Origin of the sequence: Allobosea sp. BK604 (genome assembly GCF_004341515.1) — a bacterium.
In the GTDB taxonomy this organism is placed as follows: domain Bacteria; phylum Pseudomonadota; class Alphaproteobacteria; order Rhizobiales; family Beijerinckiaceae; genus Allobosea.
Map to the genome: position 1 here is coordinate 44,937 of NZ_SLZF01000003.1, position 20,069 is coordinate 65,005.

Below are 20,069 nucleotides of genomic sequence, written 5' to 3' on the forward strand. Positions count from 1 at the left end.
GTTTCATTACATGCAGGAGAGACGCATGCTGAACCGTCGCCACCTCATTGCCGGATTTGCCTTCGGGCTCGCAGTGTCGGCCGCTCCGCTCGGCGCCTTCGCGCAGGAGAAGCTGCCGGTGGTCGCGAGCTTCTCGGTGCTCGGCGATTTCGTCAGGGAGGTCGGCGGCGATCGCGTCTCGGTCACCACCCTCGTCGGCCCCAATGGCGACGCGCATGTCTATTCGCCGACCCCTGCCGACGCCAAGAGCATGGCCGCGGCCAGGCTGATTGTCGTCAACGGCCTGAAATTCGAGGGGTGGATGACCCGCCTGATCAAGTCCTCCGGCGCCAAGGGCACGGTCGCGACCACTACGGCCGGCATCAAGCCGATCGAGTTCAAGGAGCCCGGCGAGGCGGATCACGCCCATGCCGGTCACGACCATGGTCGTGACGATCCGCATGCCTGGCAGAGCGTCGCCAACGCCAAGGTCTACATCGCCAATATCCGCGACGCGCTGAGCGCCGCGGATCCCGCCGGAAAGCTGGCCTATGACGCTAACGCGACGGCGTATCTCGCCCAGCTCGATCAGGTCGAGGGCGAGATCAGAGCGGCTGTCGCCCGTATCCCGGCCGACCGGCGCAAGGCTATCACCTCGCACGACGCCTTCGGCTATTTCGTCAAGGCCTATGGCATCGAGTTCATCGCCCCGCAGGGCGTCTCGACCGAGGCCGAAGCCTCGGCCAAGGACGTCGCCCGCATCATCCGGCAGGTGAAGGCGCAGAAAATCCCCGCAGTCTTCCTGGAGAATATCACCAATCCCCGCCTGATCGAACAGATCGCCCGCGAGACCGGCGCCAAGATCGGCGGCCAACTCTTCTCCGATGCGCTTTCCGACGCGAAAGGCCCGGCAGGGACTTACATCGCGATGATGCGACACAATATAACGCAAATCGAAAAGGCGCTCGGCGCCGGCCCGGCCTGACGCCGCGCCGCTTCCTCTCGCCATCGGCAGCAATCAGGTCCTATCCATGTCCGACAAGATTCCCGTCACGGTGCTCACCGGTTACCTGGGCGCCGGCAAGACCACGCTCCTCAACCGCATCCTGACCGAGGACCACGGCAAGAAATTCGCCGTGATCGTCAACGAATTCGGCGAGACCGGCATCGATGGCGACCTCGTCGTCGGCGCCGACGAGGAAGTCTTCGAGATGAATAACGGCTGCATCTGCTGCACCGTGCGCGGCGACCTGATCCGCATCCTCGACGGGCTGATGAAGCGCAAGGGCAAGTTCGACGCGATCATCGTCGAGACCACCGGCCTCGCCGATCCCGCCCCGGTCGCCCAGACCTTCTTCGTCGACCAGGATGTCGGCGACGCCACCAAGCTTGACGCCGTCGTCACCGTCACCGACGCCAAGTGGCTGAGCGAGCGGCTGAAGGATGCGCCGGAGGCGAAGAACCAGATCGCCTTCGCCGACGTCATCATCCTCAACAAGACCGACCTCGTCACGGCCGAGGAACTGGCCTCGGTCGAGGCCCAGATCCGCGCGATCAATCCCTATGCCAAGCTGCACAAGGCGCAGCGCTGCGATGTCGCGATCGACCAACTGCTCGACCGCAACGCCTTCGATCTCGACCGCATCCTCGATATCGAGCCCGATTTCCTCGAATCCGGCCATCACCACCACCATTCCGAGGAGGTGCGCTCGATGTCCTTCACCATCCCCGGTGATGTCGATCCCGAGAAGTTCATGCCGTGGATCAACGATATCTCGCAGGCGCAGGGCCCGAACATCCTGCGCTCCAAGGGCATTCTCGCTTTCAAGGACGAGCCGCGCCGTTTCGTCTTCCAGGGCGTGCATATGATCCTCGATGGCGACCTGCAGCGCGACTGGAAGGCTGGCGAGAAGCGCGAGTCGCGCCTCGTCTTCATCGGCCGCGATCTCGACGAGGACGAGCTGCGTGAGGGGTTTATGGCCTGCGCGGCGTGAGCTAAAGCCACGCCATGGAGATCACCAAACCCGTCTCGCTGCGCGAGCATGTCACCCCGATCGAGGCCGGCGAGCATGTCGTCGCCAGCTTCTGGCTGAAGCAGACGCTGGCGCTCGCGCTGGCGGATGGCCGCGTGCTGCGCTGGCGCGACGGCTCGACCGACATCATCGATGCGCATGCCGGCGGCCTGCTCTCGGCCTGCTCGGATGGCGAGCGACTGATCTCGGGCGGCGATGACGGCCGCGTCGTAGCGACCGGCGCCGATGGCGAGCCAAGCGAGATCGCCCGCGACGAGAAACGCCGCTGGATCGACGCCGTCACCGTCTCGCCCTCCGGCAGCCTCGCCTGGAATACTGGCAAGACCGTCCATGCCCGCGACGACAAGGGCAAGATCCGCACGCTTGACGCCGCCTCGACACCGCAGGGCCTCGTCTTCGCGCCTAAGGGCTACCGGCTCGCACTGGCGCAGATGAACGGCGTCTCGCTCTGGTATCCGAACACCGAGGCCAAGCCCGATTTCCTGGAATGGAAAGGCTCGCATCTCGATGTGACCTGGTCGGCGGACGGGCGCTTCATCGTCTCCTCGATGCAGGAGAACGCGCTGCATGGCTGGCGCCTCGGCGAGAAGCCGAGCCATATGCGCATGACCGGCTATCCGGCCAAGCCGCGCTCGTTGTCCTGGTCGCATGACGGGCTCTGGCTCGCCTCCAGCGGCGCCGATGCCGCGATCGTCTGGCCCTTCCAGGGCGAAGGCCCGACCGGCAAGGCCCCACGCGAATGCGGCGCCCGCCATGCCAAGGTCACCCGCGTCGCCTTCCATCCAAAGGCGCTGGTGCTGGCCGTCGGCTATGACGATGGCTGCATCCTGATGATCCGCCTGACCGACGCCTCCGAGCTGCTGGTGCGTGCGGCGCAACGCGGCAGCGGCATCACCGCCTTCGCCTGGGACAAGCTCGGCAAGCGCCTGGCCTTCGGCGCCGAGGACGGCTCGGCCGGCGTCCTCACCCTGCCCTGACAAGCGCCATGCGGTTCGGCCTCTTCGGCAAGGGCAATGACCGCAAGGCGGAAGGCGCCGGGCACGCGGCGCGGATCAAGGCCGAGACGCGCGAATTGCTCGGCCTGCCGGAGGCGGCCGCGATTGCGGTCAACGAGATCCTCTGCGCCGACCCCGCCTGTCCGGGCACCGAGACGGTCATCCTAGTGATGAACCCCGGCGAGAAGACGCGCGCCTTCAAGGCGCAGCTCGCGATGGCCGAGCTGACGCGGGAGGCTCTGGCCGCGGTACTGGCCCCGGCCAGGTAACGCGCGGAGCCACTCCCGTCCTTCCGAGCGCAGCGAAGCAATCCAGGAGGTCTCGCTCTACATCCCCTGGCTTGCTTCGTCGCAGACACTCCTCCTCGCTCGTCACCGACATCACCTGTCAGCAGCTGCGCCCGCGCGAGCTTAACCTTTCGCGCGCAGCCCCTTAGCTTGCCCTCATGGCGACACGTCCCCGCAAGCTCCGCACGATCAGCAAATCCCAGGCCCGGCAGATCTGGCTCCGCGCCCAGCGCCTCGATACGGCCGAGCCCTTTGGCTCGGGCGCAGAGGCGACACTCGCGGCGGTCGAGCATCTCGGCTATGTCCAGATCGACACGATCAACGTGATCGAGCGCTGCCACCACCACATCCTCTACAGCCGCATCCCGGCCTATGAGCGCGCGCATCTCAGGCAGGCGCAAGCGCTCGACAAGAGCGTCTTCGAATACTGGACGCATGCGCTGTCCTATATCCCCGCCAGGGACATCCGCTTCTTCCTCGGCGACATGAAGCTGCATCGCGAGAAGCCGGAGCCCTGGTACGCGTCGGTCAGCAAGAAGGACATGAGCAAGGTCATGACGCTGATCCGCAAGGGCGGCGCGCTGACCATCCGCGACATCGACGACGACGTCCTGGTCGAGAAGGACCATGCCTGGGCCAGCAAGAAGCCCTCGAAGCGGGCGCTGCAACTCGCCTTCTACAATGGCGTGCTGACCGTCAGCGAGCGCAACGGCATGCTCAAGAGCTACGAGCTCATGGAGCGGCATTTCGGCTGGGACACGCGCCCCAAGCCCGCGAGCGAGACGCAGCGCCTCGACTACCTGCTCGACCGGGCGCTACGCACGCAAGGTCTGATCAGCCTGGACTCGGCCTGCCATCTCGATGCGCCCAGCAAGCCCGGCCTCGCCGCGCGCATCGCCAGCCGCATGCGCAAGAAGGAGCTGATCCCGGTCGCGCTCGAAGGCGCCGAGAAGGTCGCGCATTGGGCGCAGCCAGCACTGCTGGAAGAGGAGCATCCGCCCGCGACGGCGCCGGTCCATATCCTCTCGCCCTTCGATCCGCTGATCATCCAGCGCAAGCGGCTGGAGCTGTTCTTCGGCTACGAGCACCGTTTCGAGGCCTATGTCCCCAAGGAGAAGCGCGTCTTCGGCTATTTCGCCCTGCCCGTGCTGGTCGGCGACGAAATCGCCGCCGTGCTGGACCTCAAGACCGACCGCGCCGCCGGCAAGCTCCTGATCCAGCAATGGACCTGGATCAAGCCGGAGACGCAGGAGCTGAAGCGGCAGATCGAGGAGGAGCTCGGCCGCTTCGAGAGATTCCAGCTCGCGAGCTAGCGCATCGGCCCGAAGATCGAAAAAGCCTCTTCGAGAACAATAAGTTAGATCAAACGTCATTGCGAGCGCAGCGAAGCAATCCAGGGGGGCGTGGAGCGCTGTCGCCCCTGGATTGCTTCGCTGCGCTCGCAATGACGGCGCTGCAGTGAACTTGGACTCAGGTCCGGTCGTTGCGGGTGCGCAGCTCGTCAAAATAGGTCTCGACGCGCTTGCGGTCGACGACATCGACATAGCGACGCTCGATATCGCGCAGATTGGCGATATGCGGCCCCTCCTCGACGTCGCCCACGCAATCCTCCGGCACGATCGTGCGATAGCCGCGCTGGAAGCTGTCGATCGCGGTCGCCCGGATGCAGCCGCTGGTATTGACCCCGGTCAGGATCACCGTGTCGACGCGCTGCTTGGTCAGAAAGGGCTGGATCGTCGTCTCGTAGAACATGGACGGGCCGCTCTTGCAGACGATCAGATCGCAGCCCGCTTCGGCGACGCGCTGATCGAGAATGGTCGTGGCATCGCCATGGAAATAGTTCCGGCGCACCGTCTCGATCTTCCAGTACGGCACGTCCTTCTCGCTGGTATATGCCGTGTAGCAAGCAGCCACCGGGATATCGTGCTCGCGCGCCTTGGCCATCAGAGCGAGCGTGTTCTCCAGCGCCCGCACGGCGAGCGGCCGGCCACCGAAGGGAAATTCGGGGCTGACATGGGAACTTTGAAAATCGATCACCAGAATAGCGGGACGCTGCCCGAAACCGACTTCGATCGCGCCGTAACCGGATGCCTTGTAGTCATCCGCGGCAACTGACTGATCCATCATCCAACTCCCATCATCTGCCAGGAAATCGTCGCTCAATACGTCAGTGCTGATATATGAGCGCCCGCGGGGGATGATTGGCAAGGCGAAAGATCAGGCGCCGAGCAGATCGACCAGATGCGGAATCAGCGGCTCGTCGGCGGGCGGCATCTCGAGCTCGCGCAGCTTTCCGGGACGCACCCATTTCAGCGCCTGCCCCTCCTGCGAGGCGACAGCGCCTTCCCAGCGCCGGCAGATATAGAGCGGCATCAGCAGGTGGAACTCGGGATAGGCGAAGCTGGCGAAGGTCAGCGGCGCCAGGCATTCCTCCTTCACGATGATGCCGAGCTCCTCGGCAAGCTCGCGGATCAGCGCCGGCTCCGGCCGCTCGCCGGGCTCGAGCTTGCCGCCGGGGAATTCCCACATGCCGGCAAGCGCCTTGCCCTCCGGACGCTGGGTGACGAGGACGCGGTTATCGGCATCGATCAGCGCGCAGGCGACGACGAGGAGCAGCTTCACGTGGGGCTCAATTCCCGTAGGAGACGAAGATGGACCGGCTCGGTGTCCTTGCCGGTCAGCGTGACCGTGTCATAGACGACCCCCGCGCCATCGGCGATGCCGAAAGCAAGGGCACTGCCGCAACGACAACGCAATCTCGGATCGGCGGCTCCGCACCAATCTTCGGCCGGCGGGGCGGGCTTACGCCCTCCTTCCCGCGCGCGATGTCGAGACCAGGTAAACACCGGCGAGGACGATGCCACCTCCGATAACCTGCCGGAGCTCCAGTTCCTCGCCGAGCACGACGATGCCCATGATCGTCGCCACGGTCGGCACGAGATAGCCGGTCATCGCCGCGCGCGTCGGGCCGGCGGCGCGGATCAGCTTCATGAACAGCGCCATCGGCACGGCGGTCGAGGCGACGCCGAGCGCCAGCATGGCAGGGATGTGGTTCTGGATCGGCGCCAGCGCCATCGGGCCGAGGAAAGCGAGCGTCAGTGCAAGCGCCACGAGGCCCGAGACGGTCTGCTGCCCGAGCGCCAGCCGGGCCGGGTCTCCCGCCGAGGCGGGCACCGCGCGCGTGTAGAGATTGCCGGCCGCATAGGCCAGCGTCACGCCGACCATCGCGAGGATGCTGAGCGCCGTCCCGCCGCCCTCTACCAGCCGCGGCCCGATCAGCACGGCGACCCCGACCATGCCGATCAGCACGCCGCCGATCCGGCGCCCCGACAGCCGCTCCTCGGCGAAGAGGAAATGCGCGGCGATCGCGGTGACCAGCGGCCCCGCCGCCTGGATCATCGCCGCCGGACCGCTGGCGAGCTGGATCAGGGCGTAGCTGACGAGCAGGTTCGGCACCCAGCCATTGGTGGTGCCGAGCACGAGCCAATGGCGCAGTTCATGCCGGCGCGGCCAGGGCTTCTGGCCGAGCCAGACAATCCAGAGCGCCAGGCTGGCGGCGCCCAGCAGCCCACGCCCGGCCGCGACCGCCAGCGGCGCCACCTCCCCGCTCATCAGCTTGATGAAGAGGAAGCTGCAGCCCCAGAAGAAGGAGCAGGTGACGAGATTACCGACGATGAAGGCCCGGCCGGGATCGGCCGGAAGGGTCGTCTCAGGAGCGGTAGTCACCATTGATCTCGACATAGGCCTTGGTGAGGTCGCAGGTCCAGACGGTGGACTTGCCTCGGCCCAGCCCGAGATCGGCGGTGACGACGATGTGCTCGCCCTTCATGTAGGTGGACACCGCCTCCTCGTCATAGGACGGCGCACGAGCCCCTTGCTTGGCGACGGTGATTTCGCCGAAGGAGATGTCGAGCCTGTCGCGATCGGCCGGCTCGCCGGCCTTGCCGACGGCCATGACGATGCGGCCCCAATTGGCGTCCTCGCCAGCGATCGCGGTCTTGACCAGCGGCGAATTGGCGATCGAGAGCGCGACGCGCTTGGCCGAACGCGCCGAGGCCGCGCCCGCGACACGAACCTCGACGAATTTGCGCGCGCCCTCGCCGTCCTTGCAAACGAGATGGGCGAGCTCGAGCAGGAGAGCATTCAGCGCCCGCTTGAAGCCGGAGAGGCGGGCATCGTTGATCTCGGTGATCTTCGGCACGCCACGCTCGGCCGCCTTGCCGGTGGCGAACAGCATCAAGGTGTCGGAGGTCGAGGTGTCGCTGTCGACCGTGACCGCGTTGAACGAGCCCTTCACCCCCTTCGTCAACAACGCCTGCAGCACGGGGGCGGCGATCGGCGCATCGGTGAAGACGAAGGAGAGCATCGTCGCCATGTCCGGCGCGATCATGCCGGCGCCCTTGGCGATGCCGGAAATGACGACCTCGTGTCCGTCGATCTTGGCCTTGCGGGTCAGCGCCTTCGGAAAGGTGTCGGTCGTCATGATCGCCTTGGCGGCGTCGATCCACGGACCGTCGGCGGCGCGTTTGGCGCAATCCTGCAGCACGCCCTCGAACTTCGTCGCGTCGAGCGGCTCGCCGATCACGCCGGTGGAGGCGATGAAGACCTCGGACGGCTTGCAGCCGGCCGCCTTGGCGGCGATCTCGGCGGTGAGCTTGACCGAATCGCGACCCTTCAGCCCAGTGAAGGCGTTGGCGTTACCGGAGTTGACGACGATGGCGCGGGCCTTGCCCTGAGCGAGGTTCTCGCGGCACCAGTCGACCGGTGCGGACGGGCATTTCGAGCGGGTGAAGACACCGGCGACCTGCGTGCCCTCGTCGAGCAGCACGAAGACCACGTCGGTGCGGCCCTTGTAGCGGATGCCGGCTTCGGCGGTGGCGAAGCGCACGCCGGGAACCGGCGGAACCTTGGGCTGGCGCTTGGGCGCGAGCGGCGAAACGGGAACATCCTTGCCAGCCATCGGGGCGTCTCCTGAAAGGGAGCACCGATGTGCCAAAGCGCCGGGCGGAAGACAAGGGCCACCGGAGCGCGGCCATGCGCGTCATCCTCGGGCTCGACCCGCGCAGATCTGGAAGAGAGGGCGCAGATTGCTTCCGCGCCCGCTCCGAAACGAGAGTCTCGGGCCGGCGCTATGCTCAGCCCGAGATTAACGCCTCAGTGAAGCTCAGGGCTTCTTCGGCTCGGCCGGCTTGTCGGTCGGAGCCGGGGTAGCGGGCTTGTCGAGCCGCTCGACCTTGGCCTTCTCGCGCAGCGCCACGACGATGTCCTGCTGCGCCTTGCGCTCCAAGTACTGGTCGATCTGCGGCTTGACCTCCTCGAATTTCGGCAACGGCTTGCTGCGCTTGTCCTCGAGCTTGATCACATGCCAGCCGAACTGGCTCTTCACCGGATCGGAGATCTGGCCCTTGTCGAGCTTGAACGCGGCCTCGGCGAATTCCGGGACCATGCGCTCCTTGGTGAACCAGCCGAGATCGCCGCCCTCCTTGCCGGAGCCGGGATCCTTCGAGAGCTCGGCCGCGACCTTGGCGAAATCCTCGCCCTTCTTCAGCCGCGCGGCGACATCCTTGGCCTTGGCCTCGTCCTCGACCAGGATATGGCGGGCATGAACCTCTTCCTCGGGCGTCATCGTCTTGACGGTGTCGTCGAAGAGCTTCTTCGCAGCTTCGGGCGTCACAGCCTTCTTCGACTCGCGCGAGATGTATTCATCGAGCAGCAGCTTGTCGCGCATATAGGCCAGCCGCGAGGTGAACTCGGGCGTGTCGGCGATCTTGGCGGCGGCCGCCGCCTTGGCGCCGAGCTTCAGGTCGACAAGGAAGTTGACGAGTTCGTCACGCTTGCGCTCGTCCGGCAGCTGGGCGAGGCGCTCCTGCAGGTCCTCGGTGGCGTTGCTGAGGTCCTGCTCGGTGATCGTCATGCCGTCGACCTTGGCGACGACCTTGTCCTGCTGCGCGAGCGCTGGCAGGGCGGCGAGCGGCGCGGCGACTAGCGCGAGCCCGAGCGGCAGCATGGCGAGACGGGACGATGTCATCGGGACGGCCTTTTGTTGATGTTGGGAACGTTTTGCTCTGCGTTCCCTGCCAGTTGAACGCGGCAAAGGCAAGGCGAGCAAGCCGCTTGCGGCCCGGTCTCACGAAGCTTTGCGACGCTGCGTCACGGCTCGCGCGGCGCAACTCTTGGCACCTGCCCTGCAAAACCCCACATGGCATGCGAACTATGTCGCAGCAACCGCGTATCGGCCTAGGCAAGGCAACGCTGGACCCCGCACCCGCACGCGTCTAAACACGCGGTCGAATTGAGATAATCCGGCTCCGCCGGCGCAGGGTCACGACCATGCGCGGCGGGGCCAGGCACCGAAAGAAGGCCAGACATGCTTGGCGCGCTCGCAAAGAAACTCTTCGGCTCGTCGAACGACCGACGCGTCAAGGGCTACGCCCCCCGTGTGGCAGCGATCAATGCGCTCGAAAAGGACATGGCGGCGCTGAGCGACGAGGCGCTGCAGGCGCGCACCCAGGAGTTCAGGCAGAAGCTCGCTGATGGCACGAAACTCGACGATCTGCTCGTCCCCGCCTTCGCCACGGTGCGCGAAGCGGCCAAGCGCGTCCTCGGTCAGCGCCCTTACGACGTCCAGCTCATCGGCGGCATTGTGCTGCACGAGGGCGCGATCTCCGAGATGAAGACCGGCGAAGGCAAGACGCTCGTCGCGACCTTGCCGACCTATCTCAACGCGCTCGAAGGCAAGGGCGTCCATGTCGTTACGGTCAACGACTACCTCGCCCGCCGCGACGCCGAATGGATGGGCAAGCTCTATAATTTCCTTGGGCTCTCCGTCGGCATCATCGTCCACGGCATCGAGGACGAGGAGCGGCAGCGCGCCTATGCCGCCGACATCACCTACGGCACCAATAACGAGTTCGGCTTCGACTACCTGCGCGACAACATGAAATACGAGGTCGCGCAGATGGCCCAGCGCGGCCACCATTTCGCGATCGTCGACGAGGTCGACTCGATCCTGGTCGACGAAGCCCGCACGCCGCTGATCATTTCCGGCCCGCTCGACGACAAGTCTGACCTCTATGTCGCGATTGACAAGATCCTGCCCGGCCTGGTGAAGACCGATTACGAGGTCGACGAGAAGCAGCGTGCAGTATCCCTGACCGAGGCCGGCAACGAGCATATCGAGGAACTGCTGCGCCAGGCCGAACTGCTCAAGGAAGGCGATCTCTACGACGCCGCCAACGTCACGCTCGTTCACCATGTCAACCAGGCGCTGCGGGCGCATACGCTGTTCCAGCGCGACAAGGACTACATCGTCCGCAACGACGAGGTCGTGATCATCGACGAGTTCACCGGCCGCATGATGCCGGGCCGGCGCTATTCGGAAGGCCTGCACCAGGCGCTCGAGGCCAAGGAGCACGTCACCGTCCAGCCCGAGAACGCGACGCTCGCCTCGATCACCTTCCAGAACTATTTCCGCCTCTACAAGAAGCTCGCCGGCATGACCGGCACCGCGGCGACCGAGGCGGAAGAGTTCTTCCAGATCTACAAGCTCGAAGTCGTCGAGATCCCGACCAACGTCCCCGTCGCCCGCCTCGACGAGGATGACGAGGTCTATCGCACCTTCGAGGAGAAGGTGCGCGCCATCATCCGCGAGATCACGGCGGCGCAGGAAAAGGGCCAGCCCATCCTGGTCGGCACCACCTCGATCGAGCGCTCCGAGCTCGTCGCCGAGATGCTGCAGAAGCAGGGCTTCAAGCTGATCGACTTCAGCGACCAGACCGCGCTGGAGCCGATCTACCAGGCTGCCCGGGCCGGCAAGCCCTCCAAGGCCTTCGCCGTGCTGAACGCCCGCTTCCATGAGCAGGAGGCCTATATCGTCGCCCAGGCCGGCGTGCCCGGCGCCATCACCATCGCCACCAACATGGCCGGCCGCGGCACCGACATCCAGCTCGGCGGCAATGCCGAGATGCGCATCCGCCACGACCTCGTCGGCATGGAGGAGGGCCCGGAGCGCGATGCCCGCGCCGCCGCGATCCGCGCCGAGGTTGCCGATTTCAAGCAGCGCGTGCTGAAGGCCGGCGGCCTCTACATCGTCGGCACCGAGCGCCACGAGAGCCGCCGCATCGACAACCAGCTGCGCGGCCGCGCCGGCCGCCAGGGTGACCCCGGCCGCTCCAAGTTCTTCCTGTCGCTGCAGGACGACCTGATGCGCATCTTCGGCTCCGACCGCATGGACGGCATGCTGCAGCGCCTCGGCCTCAAGGAGGACGAGGCCATCATCCATCCCTGGATCAACAAGGCGGTGGAGAAGGCGCAGGGCAAGGTCGAGGCGCGCAACTTCGACATCCGCAAGAACATCCTGAAATACGACGACGTCATGAACGACCAGCGCAAGGTCGTGTTCGAACAGCGCCGCGAATTCATGAGCCTGCCGAGCGTGCGCGAGACCATCGACGACATGCGCCACGGCGTGGTCGAGGACACCGTCAGCCGCCGCATCCCCGAGGACGCCTATGCCGAGCAATGGGATGCCGCCGGCCTGCGCGAGGATGTGCTGACCTATCTCAATCTCGACCTGCCGATCGAGGACTGGGCCAAGGAGGAAGGCATCGCCGATGCCGAGCTGCGCGAGCGCATCCGCACCCAGGCCGACCAGAACTATGCCGACCGCATCGCCCGCAATACCGACGAGGTGATGACCTATATCGAAAAGCAGGTGCTGCTGCAGACGCTCGATCATCTCTGGCGCGAGCATCTCGTCACGCTCGACCATCTGCGCCAGGTCATCGGCTGGCGCGGCTATGCCCAGCGCGACCCGCTGAACGAGTACAAGGCCGAAGCCTTCGAGCTGTTCGACAGCCTGATCGGCCGCCTGCGCGAGCAGGTCACCGGCAATCTGATGCGCATCGAGGTGCGCTTCGACGCGCCTGACGAGGGCGGCCTGCCGCCGCAGGAGGAGCCGCCGCTCGGCTTCGGCAACGATTACGGCGCGCCGTCCGGCGGCGGCCTGCAATATGCGGCGATCGAGGGCGACCTCGCCGTCGCCGATCGTAATCCGACCGATCCGTCGAGCTGGGGCAAGGTCGGCCGCAACGAGCCCTGCCCCTGCGGCTCCGGCAAGAAATACAAGCACTGCCACGGCCAGTTCGCCTGAGGCGCGGTGCTTCCACGCGATCGATCAAAAGGCTCCGGTCACGACCGGGGCCTTTTTTGTGGCTGCAAAGGCGGGACCGGTCCGCACCCGCAGAAGACCAAGCCTGAGGCTAGCCGATGTCGGATGTCAGCAACGCGACCGAGACAGCGCCCTTCGAGATCGTGCTCGACTTTACCGATGACGAGCTGCTGCAGTACGAGGCCGTCTCCGCGCATCGCTCCGCTGCCCGCACGAAGCCGCCCGGATCGATTTGGGAGGGTTGGACTGGGCCCATCCTCATTGGCTGCGTCTCCGCGAGCGCGGCAGCCACCCTCGCCATCGCCAGCGGAGCCGTCAGCTCACGTGCGGGTGCGGGCGTAGCGGCGCTGTCCTTCGGCACGTTCTGGGCCGGCCTGTGGGTTCCTGGCTTCATCGGCCGCCGCACGGCCGAGCAGCAGCGCAAGGTGGCCTTCGACGAGTTCCGCACCGAATGGAACGGCGCGCGCATCCTGGTGACATCTCAGGGACTCTGGATGCGTCATGGCGGCCTGCGCAGCTTCGTCAGCCGCAACGCCGTCCAGGCGACGAGCCGCGAGGCCGAGCTGTTCCTGCTCCACCTGCCCAGGGGCCGGCCTATGGTGATCCCGCTGCGCTTGCTGACATCAGCACAGCAGGCTCGGCTCGCCGCACTGTCATCGGTCGAAACGGAAAAGGGCCGCTCCTAGGAGCGGCCCCGCTGCAAACTGTTCCGATTTCTGCTCGGGCTCACTTCGCCGAGAAGATGCCCAGGCTGCTCGCAGTGATGTCGAAGGAGAGCGTCGCGACGACAGTCGGGTTGCACCATTTCGAGCTGGCATTCCCGGAATAGACGCCGCTCGGATCGGCCGTGAGCAGGAAACACTGCTTCTTCGACAGATCGGTGTCGTGGTAGCGCACGTCGGCGGTCAGGTTCTTCCAGGTATAGGAGATGCCGGCGTTCCAGTAGTTGTAATCGGGCAGATTGGTCGGGGGAATGGTCGACCAGATCGCCAGATTGGTGGTGCCGAGCCAGTAATGGCCGAACTCGCCGGAGATCGACAGGCCCTCGAGGAAGGGCAACATGTACTTCGCCGTTACCGAGGCATAGGTGCCGCTCGCGCCCGTGCCCAGCCAATCCCAGGCGTAGAAGACATTGGCGCCGACGGTCAGCTTGTCTTCCCAATTATACGAGACCTTGCCGTAGACCTCGGTGTAGTCGGTATTCCGGGGGGTCCAGTAGACGCCGAAACCGTCGATGAACTGCTTCTCGTTCGGGTAGTAGTACTGCCACACGCCGAGATCGAAGGTTACCGGACCGAATTTCGGGCGGATACCGCCGTAGAAATCGACTTCCGCCGGCGGCTTGGTGGCCAGGTCGACATTCGAGGCGTAGACGCCGGCATAGAACAGGTTGTCGTAGAATTGCAGCTCGACACCGCCCTGCACGGCCGGCTTGCGGTCGGTCTGCGAGATGCCGCGGAAATTATAGTCGGTCATCACCTTCGCGTTGAAGGCGGCATCGATCCAGACGACGCTGGGCACGACCGGAACCGGCGGCGGGCCCTTCTTGCTGGGCAGATCCGCGGCCTGGGCCGCACCAGCCGCCACGGCCAGCGACAGGACCGTGCCGGTCAGGGAATAACGAAAAAAGTCGAAAGCCATCATCAGCTCCGTCGAAGATCGAACCACGCGCAATCGCCGCGTTTCGGTCACAATCAAGGCAGTCGGAGTCCATTTTCGGCAAGATGAGCTTTTTTGCAGCACGCCCAACAATTGGGCAAAACAGGGGCCTGGCCATAGTTTTGACGCTCGTTAAATAAGCTTGGCCGACAAAGCGGAGTGATGTGTCTTTTTCGCCACCAGGAAAACGACGCGAAATCTCGCCCGCCTCAGGTCCATATGAAACTGCGAGGTGGCCCGAAGCGACCGGCTCGCGCTGAGTCGCTGGCTGCCAACCACATGAAAAACCCCTGCGGAGCTGCTCCGCAGGGGCTGAAGGCTGGAATAATGTCGGATATCAGCGCAGGGCCGACTGGCTCGAATAGGCTGCGGCCGGTTGGTCGAGCCGCGAGGTGCGCAGGCTGTCGGCACGGCGCGGCGGCAGCGGCGCGCGCACGCTGGTCGGCGCGTCCGGGATGACCGACGCAACCGGAGCCGATTCGGCAGTCGGAGCAGGCTGCGACGAGCCGCCGATCAGCGGCACGAAGCTGAGCGCGCGCTGGTAGAACGGGCGATTGTCCTCACCACCTTGCGGAGCGGCAGGTGCGGGCGCCGCAGCGACGCTGGCAGCGACCGGGGCCTGCTGGCCGGCGCCCGGCAGGACCTTGGCGACCTGAGTGGCGGCGGAGGCCGGCGCAGCCGCAGGCTTCGGCGCCGCGGGCTCGGCGGCGGCCGGCTTGGCCGGCTCGGCCTTGGCGGCAGGCGCGGACTCTGCAGCCGCGGAAGCGACCGCAGCCAGGACCGCATCGTCATCGGCGGAGGCTGCCCTGGCGGTCGCCTTCGCCTTGCCCTTATCGTCGAGCACGACGACGCGCGGGCCACCGGACAGCGCGTCCGGGCGGCTGACGCCGACATCGCGCGAGGCCCACGAGACCGAACGATTGAGCGAATCGGAGCCGCTGGCGATCAGCGTGCTCTTGAACGAGGAATGCTGGTCGCCGTCGTCATAGATCAGCTTGATCGCCGGCGTGCCCTTGGCGACGAGCGCAGCGACCTGGACCTCGTCGGAGCGGCGCTTCTCGGCAACCTGCGCAGCGGTGCTGCCGCCATTGAAGACGTAACGCCCGCCGCTGACGCCGACCGCCGGCTCGTCCTTGGCGACCTCGAAATAGTCGGTGCCTTCCTTCAGGTTCTTCCAGAAGGCGATATTCGGGTCGAGCCGGTGCTTGGCGAGGTTCTCCGGCGTCATCCGGAAGGGCAGCGCCTGCATCTGCACGGCCTTCTGACCGGCGCTCTGCGCCTCACGGACCAAGGCGTAGATCTCGCCGATCTGGTCGTCGGTCATCGAGTAGCAGCCGGCCGAGGAGCAGGCGCCATGCACCATCAGATGCGCGCCGGTGCGGCCATGCGAACGGTCATAGGCGTTGGGATAGCCCATGTTGAACGAGACATAATAGGACGAGTTCGGGTTCATCTGCCCGGGCGTGATGGCATAGAAACCTTCCGGCGCCATGCGGTCGCCCTCGCGCACCTTCGGGCCGAGCTGGCCGGACCAACGGCACATCGGGAAGGTCTTGAGCAGGGCGTATTTTCCGTCGCCGCGCTTCTTCCAGACCTCGAGCTCCGACTCCTTCTTGTATGAGCGGATCAGGATCGGCTGGTCCTTGCTCATGCCCTTCTCGGCCATGAGCGTATAGGTGGCGGAGGGGATCGGAATGTAATGGCGAGCGGAACTGCGATAGCGTTCCTCCTCGCAGGCGCCCAGGGTCAGAGCAACGAGCGCCACGAGGGCGAAGTGTCTAATTGCCACGTCGTCGATCCCATCGATCAGCGGTCGTTAGTGACCTTGTACCATGGAAGACGGCAAAATTGTGCCGCCCTTCGCCGTTGTAGAAGCGTTAGCCTTGAGCGTTCCTTACCACGGCCAGTCCATTTTTGGCCATATGGTCAAGGGACGGTTAAGTCCTGTGTCAACCGCCCCTTAGAGGCTGCGGCCGATCGCCAGGTATTTTTCCTCGCGCTGTGTCACCAACTCCTCACGTGAGAGCCCGGCGATGTCGGTCAGGGCCAGCGCGATCGCATCGCCCGCACGCCCGATCGCCGCCTCCGGATCGCGATGGGCGCCGCCGGTCGGCTCGTTGATGATGCGGTCGATGATGCCGAAGCGCAGCAGATCCTGCGCCGTGATCTTCATGCCGGTGGCGGCATCCTGCGCCTTGGCCGTGTCGCGCCAGAGAATCGAGGCCGCGCCCTCCGGCGAGATCACCGAATAGATCGCGTGCTCGAGCATCATGACCTTGCTCATCGCGGCAATTGCGATGGCGCCGCCCGAGCCGCCTTCGCCGATCACCAGCGCGACGCTCGGGCTGCGCAGGCCGAGGCACGCCTCGGTCGAGCGCGCGATCGCCTCGGCCTGGCCACGCTCCTCGGCCTCGATGCCGGGATAGGCGCCGGCCGTGTCGACGAAGCTGAGCACCGGCAGGCCGAAACGGTCGGCGAGCTCCATCAGGCGCACCGCCTTGCGATAGCCCTCCGGCTTGGGCATGCCGAAATTGTGCCGGATGCGCGTCTCCGTCGAGCTGCCCTTCTCCTGGCCGAGCACGCAGACCGCCTCGCCGCGGAATCGCCCGAATCCGCCGACGATCGCCTCGTCCTCGCCGAAGCCGCGATCGCCCGCCATCGGCGTGAATTCGGTGATCAGCTTGGCGCAGTAATCACTGAAATGCGGGCGCTGCGGATGGCGCGCGACCAGCGTCTTCTGCCAGGGCGTCAGCGCCGCATAGATTTCCTTGAGCGTCTGGCTCGCCTTGGTGTCGAGCTTGCCGATCTCCTCGGAAAGCGAATAGCCGTCGCCCTTCGCGTCGAGCGCACGCAACTCATCCGCCTTGGCCTCCAGCTCGGCGACAGGCTTCTCGAAATCAAGGTAGCTTCGCATCGTCATCCAGTTCTGGTCCGCGCCATCGGTCCGCGCGAACGCGACGAAGGGATGTAGGGGGCGCGAAAAAGCGGCGGACCTTGGCCGCGCCGCGCCGAAATTGTCAACCCGGCGAGGCCGTTCCGGGAGGGCTGCCGGCTCGCGGTGCGTTTCTCGGCGTTGGTGTCGGCGTCGCCTGCGGCAGCAGCACCGGCCGGAAGGCGAAGCTGCGCCGCGTCGCGCGCAGGGGCGCGCGACGGTAGAACTGCTTGGTCGCATCGATGACATGCACGCCGGCAAAGGGCAGCGAGATGCTGGAGCCGAGCCGCTCCCAGACCGGGGCCGAACGCATGAACAGCCGCCCCCTCAATGGCGGCACATAGAGCGCCTCGGCCCAGTTCTCCGGCGCCAGCGTCGCCCCGCGCATCAGCGCTTCGAGCTGCGAGCGGCTGAACGGCCGGCCATAGCCGAAGGGCGTCGCATCCATCCGCGCCCACAGGCCGCGGCGATTGGGCGCGACCACGAGCACGCGACCGCCCGGGCTGAGCACCCGCGCCACCTCCTCCAGCAGATCGTCCGGGCTCTCGGTCTCCTCGAGCGCATGCACAAGCACGATGCGATCGACCGAGGCGGTCGGCAGCGGCAGCAAGGTCGGCTCGACCAGTGCCGAAGCCGAGAGCCCGTCGGAGGGCCAGTTCACCACGCCCTGCGCCGCCGGCATGAAGGCGAGCACGCGTTCCGCCCCGGCGCCGAGCACGGAGAGGTAAGGCGTCGCGAAGCCGAGGCCGAGCAGGCGCTGTCGCCCGCAATCCGGCCAGAAGCGCAGCATCGCCCGACCGATGAAGCGACGCGCCACATGGCCTAGCGGGCTGGCATAGAAGGCGCGCAGGTCGACGACATCGAGAGCCATGCCACGGACATGGAATGCGGTGGGCACAATGGCAAGAGGGCGGGCCGCAACGGCGGCACGCCCCGGCGCGCTTGATTGGAACACGGCCTTGCCGCATTCAGTTCTCCAGCGATTGCCCCCACCCGGAGCCTTCCATGTCCCTCGATATCCATGTCTTCCGCACGCTCAGCGACAATGCCGGAGCCCTGATCCGCGACCCGGCGACACAGGCCTGCGCCGCGGTCGATGTGCCCGATGCCGCCCAGGTCCTGGCCGCGGCGGAGGAAAAGGGCTGGATCATCAGCGACATCTTCATCACCCATGCGCATTTCGACCACACCCAGGGCGTTGCCGAGCTGAAGGCCGCCACCGGCGCCACGGTCTACGGCCCGCCTGATTCCACCAGCCAGGCGCCGGTCGACACCGTCGTCGCGCAGGGCGACCAGGTTTCGCTCGGCGGCTTCGCTTTCGACATCTGGCACACGCCCGGCCATGCCGATGGCCATCTCAGCTATGTCGGCGTCCAGACGCGACTCGCCCTGGTCGGCGATGTCGTCTTCGTCATGGGCTGCGGCCGCGTCCAGCCGGGCCAGATGGGCGCGATGTGGAGCTCCCTCGCCAGGATCAGGACCCTGCCGGACGAGACCAAGCTCATCACCGGCCACGACTACACGCTCTCGAATGCCCGTTTCGCCATCGCCATGGATCCGGCCAATGCCGCCTTGCAGGCACGCCTCGCGGAAGCGGAGAAGGCCAAGGCCGAAGGCCGCTTCTGGGCCCTGACGACGATCGGCGAGGAAAAGGCGACGAACCCGTTCTTCCGCTCGTCGGAAGGCGCGCTCGCCGCCTCGGTCGGCCTCGTCGGCGCCCAGCCGGACGAGGTCTTCGCCGCCCTTCGCGAAGCCAAGAACAGGTTCTGAAGCAGCATGAGCCAGCAGCTCGACGGCCTGAGCGCGGCGGAGGTGATCCGCCTGCTCGAGCTCAAGCCCCATCCTGAAGGCGGCCATTATCGCGAGACGTTTCGCGACGAGGCCGGGCCGGAAGGGCGCGGCTTCTCGACGGCGATCTATTACCTGCTCGACGTCGGCGAGACATCGGAATGGCACCGCGTCGATGCGGCCGAGATCTGGCACCATTATGCCGGCGCACCGCTGGTGATCAGCGTCTCGCCCAATGGCCATGACGCCTCGGCCCATCATCTCGGCACCGACCTCAAGGCCGGGCAGCGTCCGCAATTCGTCGTGCCCACTGGCTGGTGGCAGAGCGCGACCTCGCTCGGCGCCTGGACGCTGGTCGGCTGCACGGTCGCGCCCGGCTTCGCCTTCTCGGGCTTCGAGATGGCGCCGTCCGGCTGGCGCCCGCAACCGCGCAAGCCGGGAGGTGGCCAGTGAACGCCGTGACCGCGATGACCGACGCGCCGGACGACCAGGCCCTCGTGCTCGAATGCGAACGGCGGGTCGTCAACGCCTGGCCCTCCCCCTCGACGCTGCTGATCGGCGACTGGGTGGTGCGCTTCGCCAGCGGCTATTCCGGACGCGCAAATTCCGCGTCGCCGTTGAAGCCCGGCGCCGAGCTCGACGACGCCACGCTCGCGATGATCGAGGAACTCTATCGCGCCGATGGCCTGCCGCCGAGCATCCGTCTGACACCGCTCGTCGGCGAGGACACCCATAAGCGCGTGCTGGCGCGGGGCTACAGGCTCAAGGACGCCTCCTTCGGTCTAATCGCCGATCTCGACGGCGCGGAGCCCCTGATCGAGCCCGACCTCCAGATCGAGGCCCGGCCAAGCCAGGATTGGATCGCCGGCGTCTCCTCGCATCAGGTCGAGGCCAAGCGCAACGAGGCCCAGCTCGCCGCCATCGTCGAGAAAGTGCGCCTGCCGGCCGCCTTCGCCACCTTCCTGCTGGCGGGCGAGCCGGTGGCCTATGGCATGAGCGTTGCCGAGCGCGGCATGGCCGAGATCGGCTCGGTCATCGTCGACCCCAACCATCGCGGCCATGGCTTGGGTCGCAGAATGATCACCGGCTTGATGAGCTGGGCCAGGCTGATGGACGCGCATGCCTCCTATCTCCAGGTCGATCAGACCAATGCGGTCGCGCTCAAGCTCTATGCCGGGCTCGGCTTCCGCCAGCTCTACGCCTACGAGACCCGCATCCTCGAATGAC

Annotated in this window: 19 protein-coding genes; 10 read left to right on the forward strand and 9 right to left on the reverse strand. The window is 66.1% G+C overall.

The features are described 5' to 3' along the window. Positions 1–25: 25 nt before the first annotated feature. The 5 genes from EV560_RS09645 to EV560_RS09665 all read left to right on the forward strand — a co-directional run bounded on the left by EV560_RS09645 (position 26) and on the right by EV560_RS09665 (position 4,607). Complete coding sequence (locus EV560_RS09645) at positions 26–964, forward strand: metal ABC transporter substrate-binding protein (protein ID WP_131855552.1); 939 nt, start codon at positions 26–28, stop codon at positions 962–964. 46 nt (positions 965–1,010) lie between these two features. After that, positions 1,011–1,973 carry a CobW family GTP-binding protein gene (locus tag EV560_RS09650; protein ID WP_131855553.1) on the forward strand — a complete coding sequence of 321 codons (963 nt, stop codon included), beginning with the start codon at positions 1,011–1,013 and terminating at the stop codon, positions 1,971–1,973. A gap of 14 nt (positions 1,974–1,987) precedes the next feature. Further along, on the forward strand, positions 1,988–2,989 hold the full coding sequence (locus EV560_RS09655) for a WD40 repeat domain-containing protein (RefSeq protein WP_131855554.1): 1,002 nt from the start codon (positions 1,988–1,990) through the stop codon (positions 2,987–2,989). Positions 2,990–2,997: 8 nt separating this feature from the next. Then, positions 2,998–3,276: a hypothetical protein gene (locus tag EV560_RS09660; RefSeq protein WP_131855555.1), complete on the forward strand. Its 279-nt coding sequence runs from the start codon at positions 2,998–3,000 to the stop codon at positions 3,274–3,276. A gap of 176 nt (positions 3,277–3,452) precedes the next feature. Continuing rightward, positions 3,453–4,607, forward strand: a complete 1,155-nt coding sequence (locus tag EV560_RS09665; protein ID WP_131855556.1) for a winged helix-turn-helix domain-containing protein — start codon at positions 3,453–3,455, stop codon at positions 4,605–4,607. Positions 4,608–4,764: 157 nt separating this feature from the next. Here EV560_RS09665 and EV560_RS09670 read toward each other — a convergent pair whose 3' ends face one another. From EV560_RS09670 to EV560_RS09690, 5 genes are all read right to left on the reverse strand, one after another. After that, positions 4,765–5,418: an isochorismatase family protein gene (locus tag EV560_RS09670; protein WP_131855557.1), complete on the reverse strand. Its 654-nt coding sequence runs from the start codon at positions 5,416–5,418 to the stop codon at positions 4,765–4,767. A 93-nt stretch (positions 5,419–5,511) separates the two neighbouring features. Beyond that, positions 5,512–5,916, reverse strand: a complete 405-nt coding sequence (gene mutT, locus EV560_RS09675; protein ID WP_465246999.1) for an 8-oxo-dGTP diphosphatase MutT — start codon at positions 5,914–5,916, stop codon at positions 5,512–5,514. 180 nt (positions 5,917–6,096) lie between these two features. Continuing rightward, on the reverse strand, positions 6,097–7,020 hold the full coding sequence (locus EV560_RS09680) for a DMT family transporter (RefSeq protein WP_165923403.1): 924 nt from the start codon (positions 7,018–7,020) through the stop codon (positions 6,097–6,099). Then, positions 7,004–8,254 carry a bifunctional glutamate N-acetyltransferase/amino-acid acetyltransferase ArgJ gene (argJ, locus tag EV560_RS09685; RefSeq protein ID WP_131855560.1) on the reverse strand — a complete coding sequence of 417 codons (1,251 nt, stop codon included), beginning with the start codon at positions 8,252–8,254 and terminating at the stop codon, positions 7,004–7,006. The genes EV560_RS09680 and argJ overlap by 17 nt, the downstream gene beginning before the upstream one ends. Before the next feature lie 204 nt (positions 8,255–8,458). Further along, positions 8,459–9,322, reverse strand: coding sequence for a peptidylprolyl isomerase (locus EV560_RS09690; protein ID WP_131855561.1), 864 nt, complete (start codon positions 9,320–9,322; stop codon positions 8,459–8,461). A 339-nt stretch (positions 9,323–9,661) separates the two neighbouring features. Here EV560_RS09690 and secA point away from each other — a divergent pair, with 339 nt between their 5' ends. After that, positions 9,662–12,445 (forward strand): preprotein translocase subunit SecA, encoded by a 2,784-nt coding sequence (secA, locus tag EV560_RS09695; RefSeq protein ID WP_131855562.1) that lies wholly within the window; start codon positions 9,662–9,664, stop codon positions 12,443–12,445. Positions 12,446–12,561: 116 nt separating this feature from the next. After that, positions 12,562–13,149 (forward strand): hypothetical protein, encoded by a 588-nt coding sequence (locus EV560_RS09700; RefSeq protein ID WP_131855563.1) that lies wholly within the window; start codon positions 12,562–12,564, stop codon positions 13,147–13,149. A 40-nt stretch (positions 13,150–13,189) separates the two neighbouring features. Here the strand turns inward: EV560_RS09700 and EV560_RS09705 are convergent, their stop codons facing one another. The 4 genes from EV560_RS09705 to EV560_RS09720 form a co-directional block, all read right to left on the reverse strand. Further along, positions 13,190–14,104, reverse strand: coding sequence for a TorF family putative porin (locus EV560_RS09705; protein ID WP_165923404.1), 915 nt, complete (start codon positions 14,102–14,104; stop codon positions 13,190–13,192). 355 nt (positions 14,105–14,459) lie between these two features. Further along, the gene (locus EV560_RS09710) at positions 14,460–15,911 is read right to left on the reverse strand and encodes a L,D-transpeptidase family protein (protein ID WP_131855565.1); all 1,452 of its coding nucleotides are present in this window, start codon (positions 15,909–15,911) and stop codon (positions 14,460–14,462) included. Positions 15,912–16,082: 171 nt separating this feature from the next. Further along, complete coding sequence (locus tag EV560_RS09715) at positions 16,083–17,036, reverse strand: acetyl-CoA carboxylase carboxyltransferase subunit alpha (RefSeq protein ID WP_131856182.1); 954 nt, start codon at positions 17,034–17,036, stop codon at positions 16,083–16,085. A gap of 103 nt (positions 17,037–17,139) precedes the next feature. Further along, the gene (locus EV560_RS09720) at positions 17,140–17,925 is read right to left on the reverse strand and encodes a class I SAM-dependent methyltransferase (RefSeq protein WP_131855566.1); all 786 of its coding nucleotides are present in this window, start codon (positions 17,923–17,925) and stop codon (positions 17,140–17,142) included. A 134-nt stretch (positions 17,926–18,059) separates the two neighbouring features. Between EV560_RS09720 and gloB the strand changes: the two genes are divergently transcribed. Genes gloB through EV560_RS09735 form a run of 3 tightly spaced genes read left to right on the forward strand, consistent with a single transcriptional unit; the run spans position 18,060 to position 20,068 of the window. Beyond that, positions 18,060–18,824, forward strand: a complete 765-nt coding sequence (gene gloB, locus EV560_RS09725; protein WP_131855567.1) for a hydroxyacylglutathione hydrolase — start codon at positions 18,060–18,062, stop codon at positions 18,822–18,824. Between the two features lie 6 nt (positions 18,825–18,830). Continuing rightward, on the forward strand, positions 18,831–19,295 hold the full coding sequence (locus tag EV560_RS09730) for a cupin domain-containing protein (protein WP_131855568.1): 465 nt from the start codon (positions 18,831–18,833) through the stop codon (positions 19,293–19,295). Continuing rightward, positions 19,292–20,068: a GNAT family N-acetyltransferase gene (locus EV560_RS09735; RefSeq protein ID WP_131855569.1), complete on the forward strand. Its 777-nt coding sequence runs from the start codon at positions 19,292–19,294 to the stop codon at positions 20,066–20,068. The genes EV560_RS09730 and EV560_RS09735 overlap by 4 nt, the downstream gene beginning before the upstream one ends. The last annotated feature ends 1 nt before the right edge of the window (position 20,069 follow it).

Bases quoted from the DNA above. Each gene is read 5' to 3' on its own strand.
- EV560_RS09645 (WP_131855552.1), top strand. From the start codon at position 26: ATGCTGAACCGTCGCCACCTCATTGCCGGATTTGCCTTCGGGCTCGCA.
- EV560_RS09650 (WP_131855553.1), top strand. From the start codon at position 1,011: ATGTCCGACAAGATTCCCGTCACGGTGCTCACCGGTTACCTGGGCGCC.
- EV560_RS09655 (WP_131855554.1), top strand. From the start codon at position 1,988: ATGGAGATCACCAAACCCGTCTCGCTGCGCGAGCATGTCACCCCGATC.
- EV560_RS09660 (WP_131855555.1), top strand. From the start codon at position 2,998: ATGCGGTTCGGCCTCTTCGGCAAGGGCAATGACCGCAAGGCGGAAGGC.
- EV560_RS09665 (WP_131855556.1), top strand. From the start codon at position 3,453: ATGGCGACACGTCCCCGCAAGCTCCGCACGATCAGCAAATCCCAGGCC.
- EV560_RS09670 (WP_131855557.1), bottom strand. From the start codon at position 5,418: ATGGATCAGTCAGTTGCCGCGGATGACTACAAGGCATCCGGTTACGGC.
- argJ (WP_131855560.1), bottom strand. From the start codon at position 8,254: ATGGCTGGCAAGGATGTTCCCGTTTCGCCGCTCGCGCCCAAGCGCCAG.
- EV560_RS09690 (WP_131855561.1), bottom strand. From the start codon at position 9,322: ATGACATCGTCCCGTCTCGCCATGCTGCCGCTCGGGCTCGCGCTAGTC.
- secA (WP_131855562.1), top strand. From the start codon at position 9,662: ATGCTTGGCGCGCTCGCAAAGAAACTCTTCGGCTCGTCGAACGACCGA.
- EV560_RS09700 (WP_131855563.1), top strand. From the start codon at position 12,562: ATGTCGGATGTCAGCAACGCGACCGAGACAGCGCCCTTCGAGATCGTG.
- EV560_RS09705 (WP_165923404.1), bottom strand. From the start codon at position 14,104: ATGGCTTTCGACTTTTTTCGTTATTCCCTGACCGGCACGGTCCTGTCG.
- EV560_RS09715 (WP_131856182.1), bottom strand. From the start codon at position 17,036: ATGCGAAGCTACCTTGATTTCGAGAAGCCTGTCGCCGAGCTGGAGGCC.
- EV560_RS09720 (WP_131855566.1), bottom strand. From the start codon at position 17,925: ATGGCTCTCGATGTCGTCGACCTGCGCGCCTTCTATGCCAGCCCGCTA.
- gloB (WP_131855567.1), top strand. From the start codon at position 18,060: ATGTCCCTCGATATCCATGTCTTCCGCACGCTCAGCGACAATGCCGGA.
- EV560_RS09730 (WP_131855568.1), top strand. From the start codon at position 18,831: ATGAGCCAGCAGCTCGACGGCCTGAGCGCGGCGGAGGTGATCCGCCTG.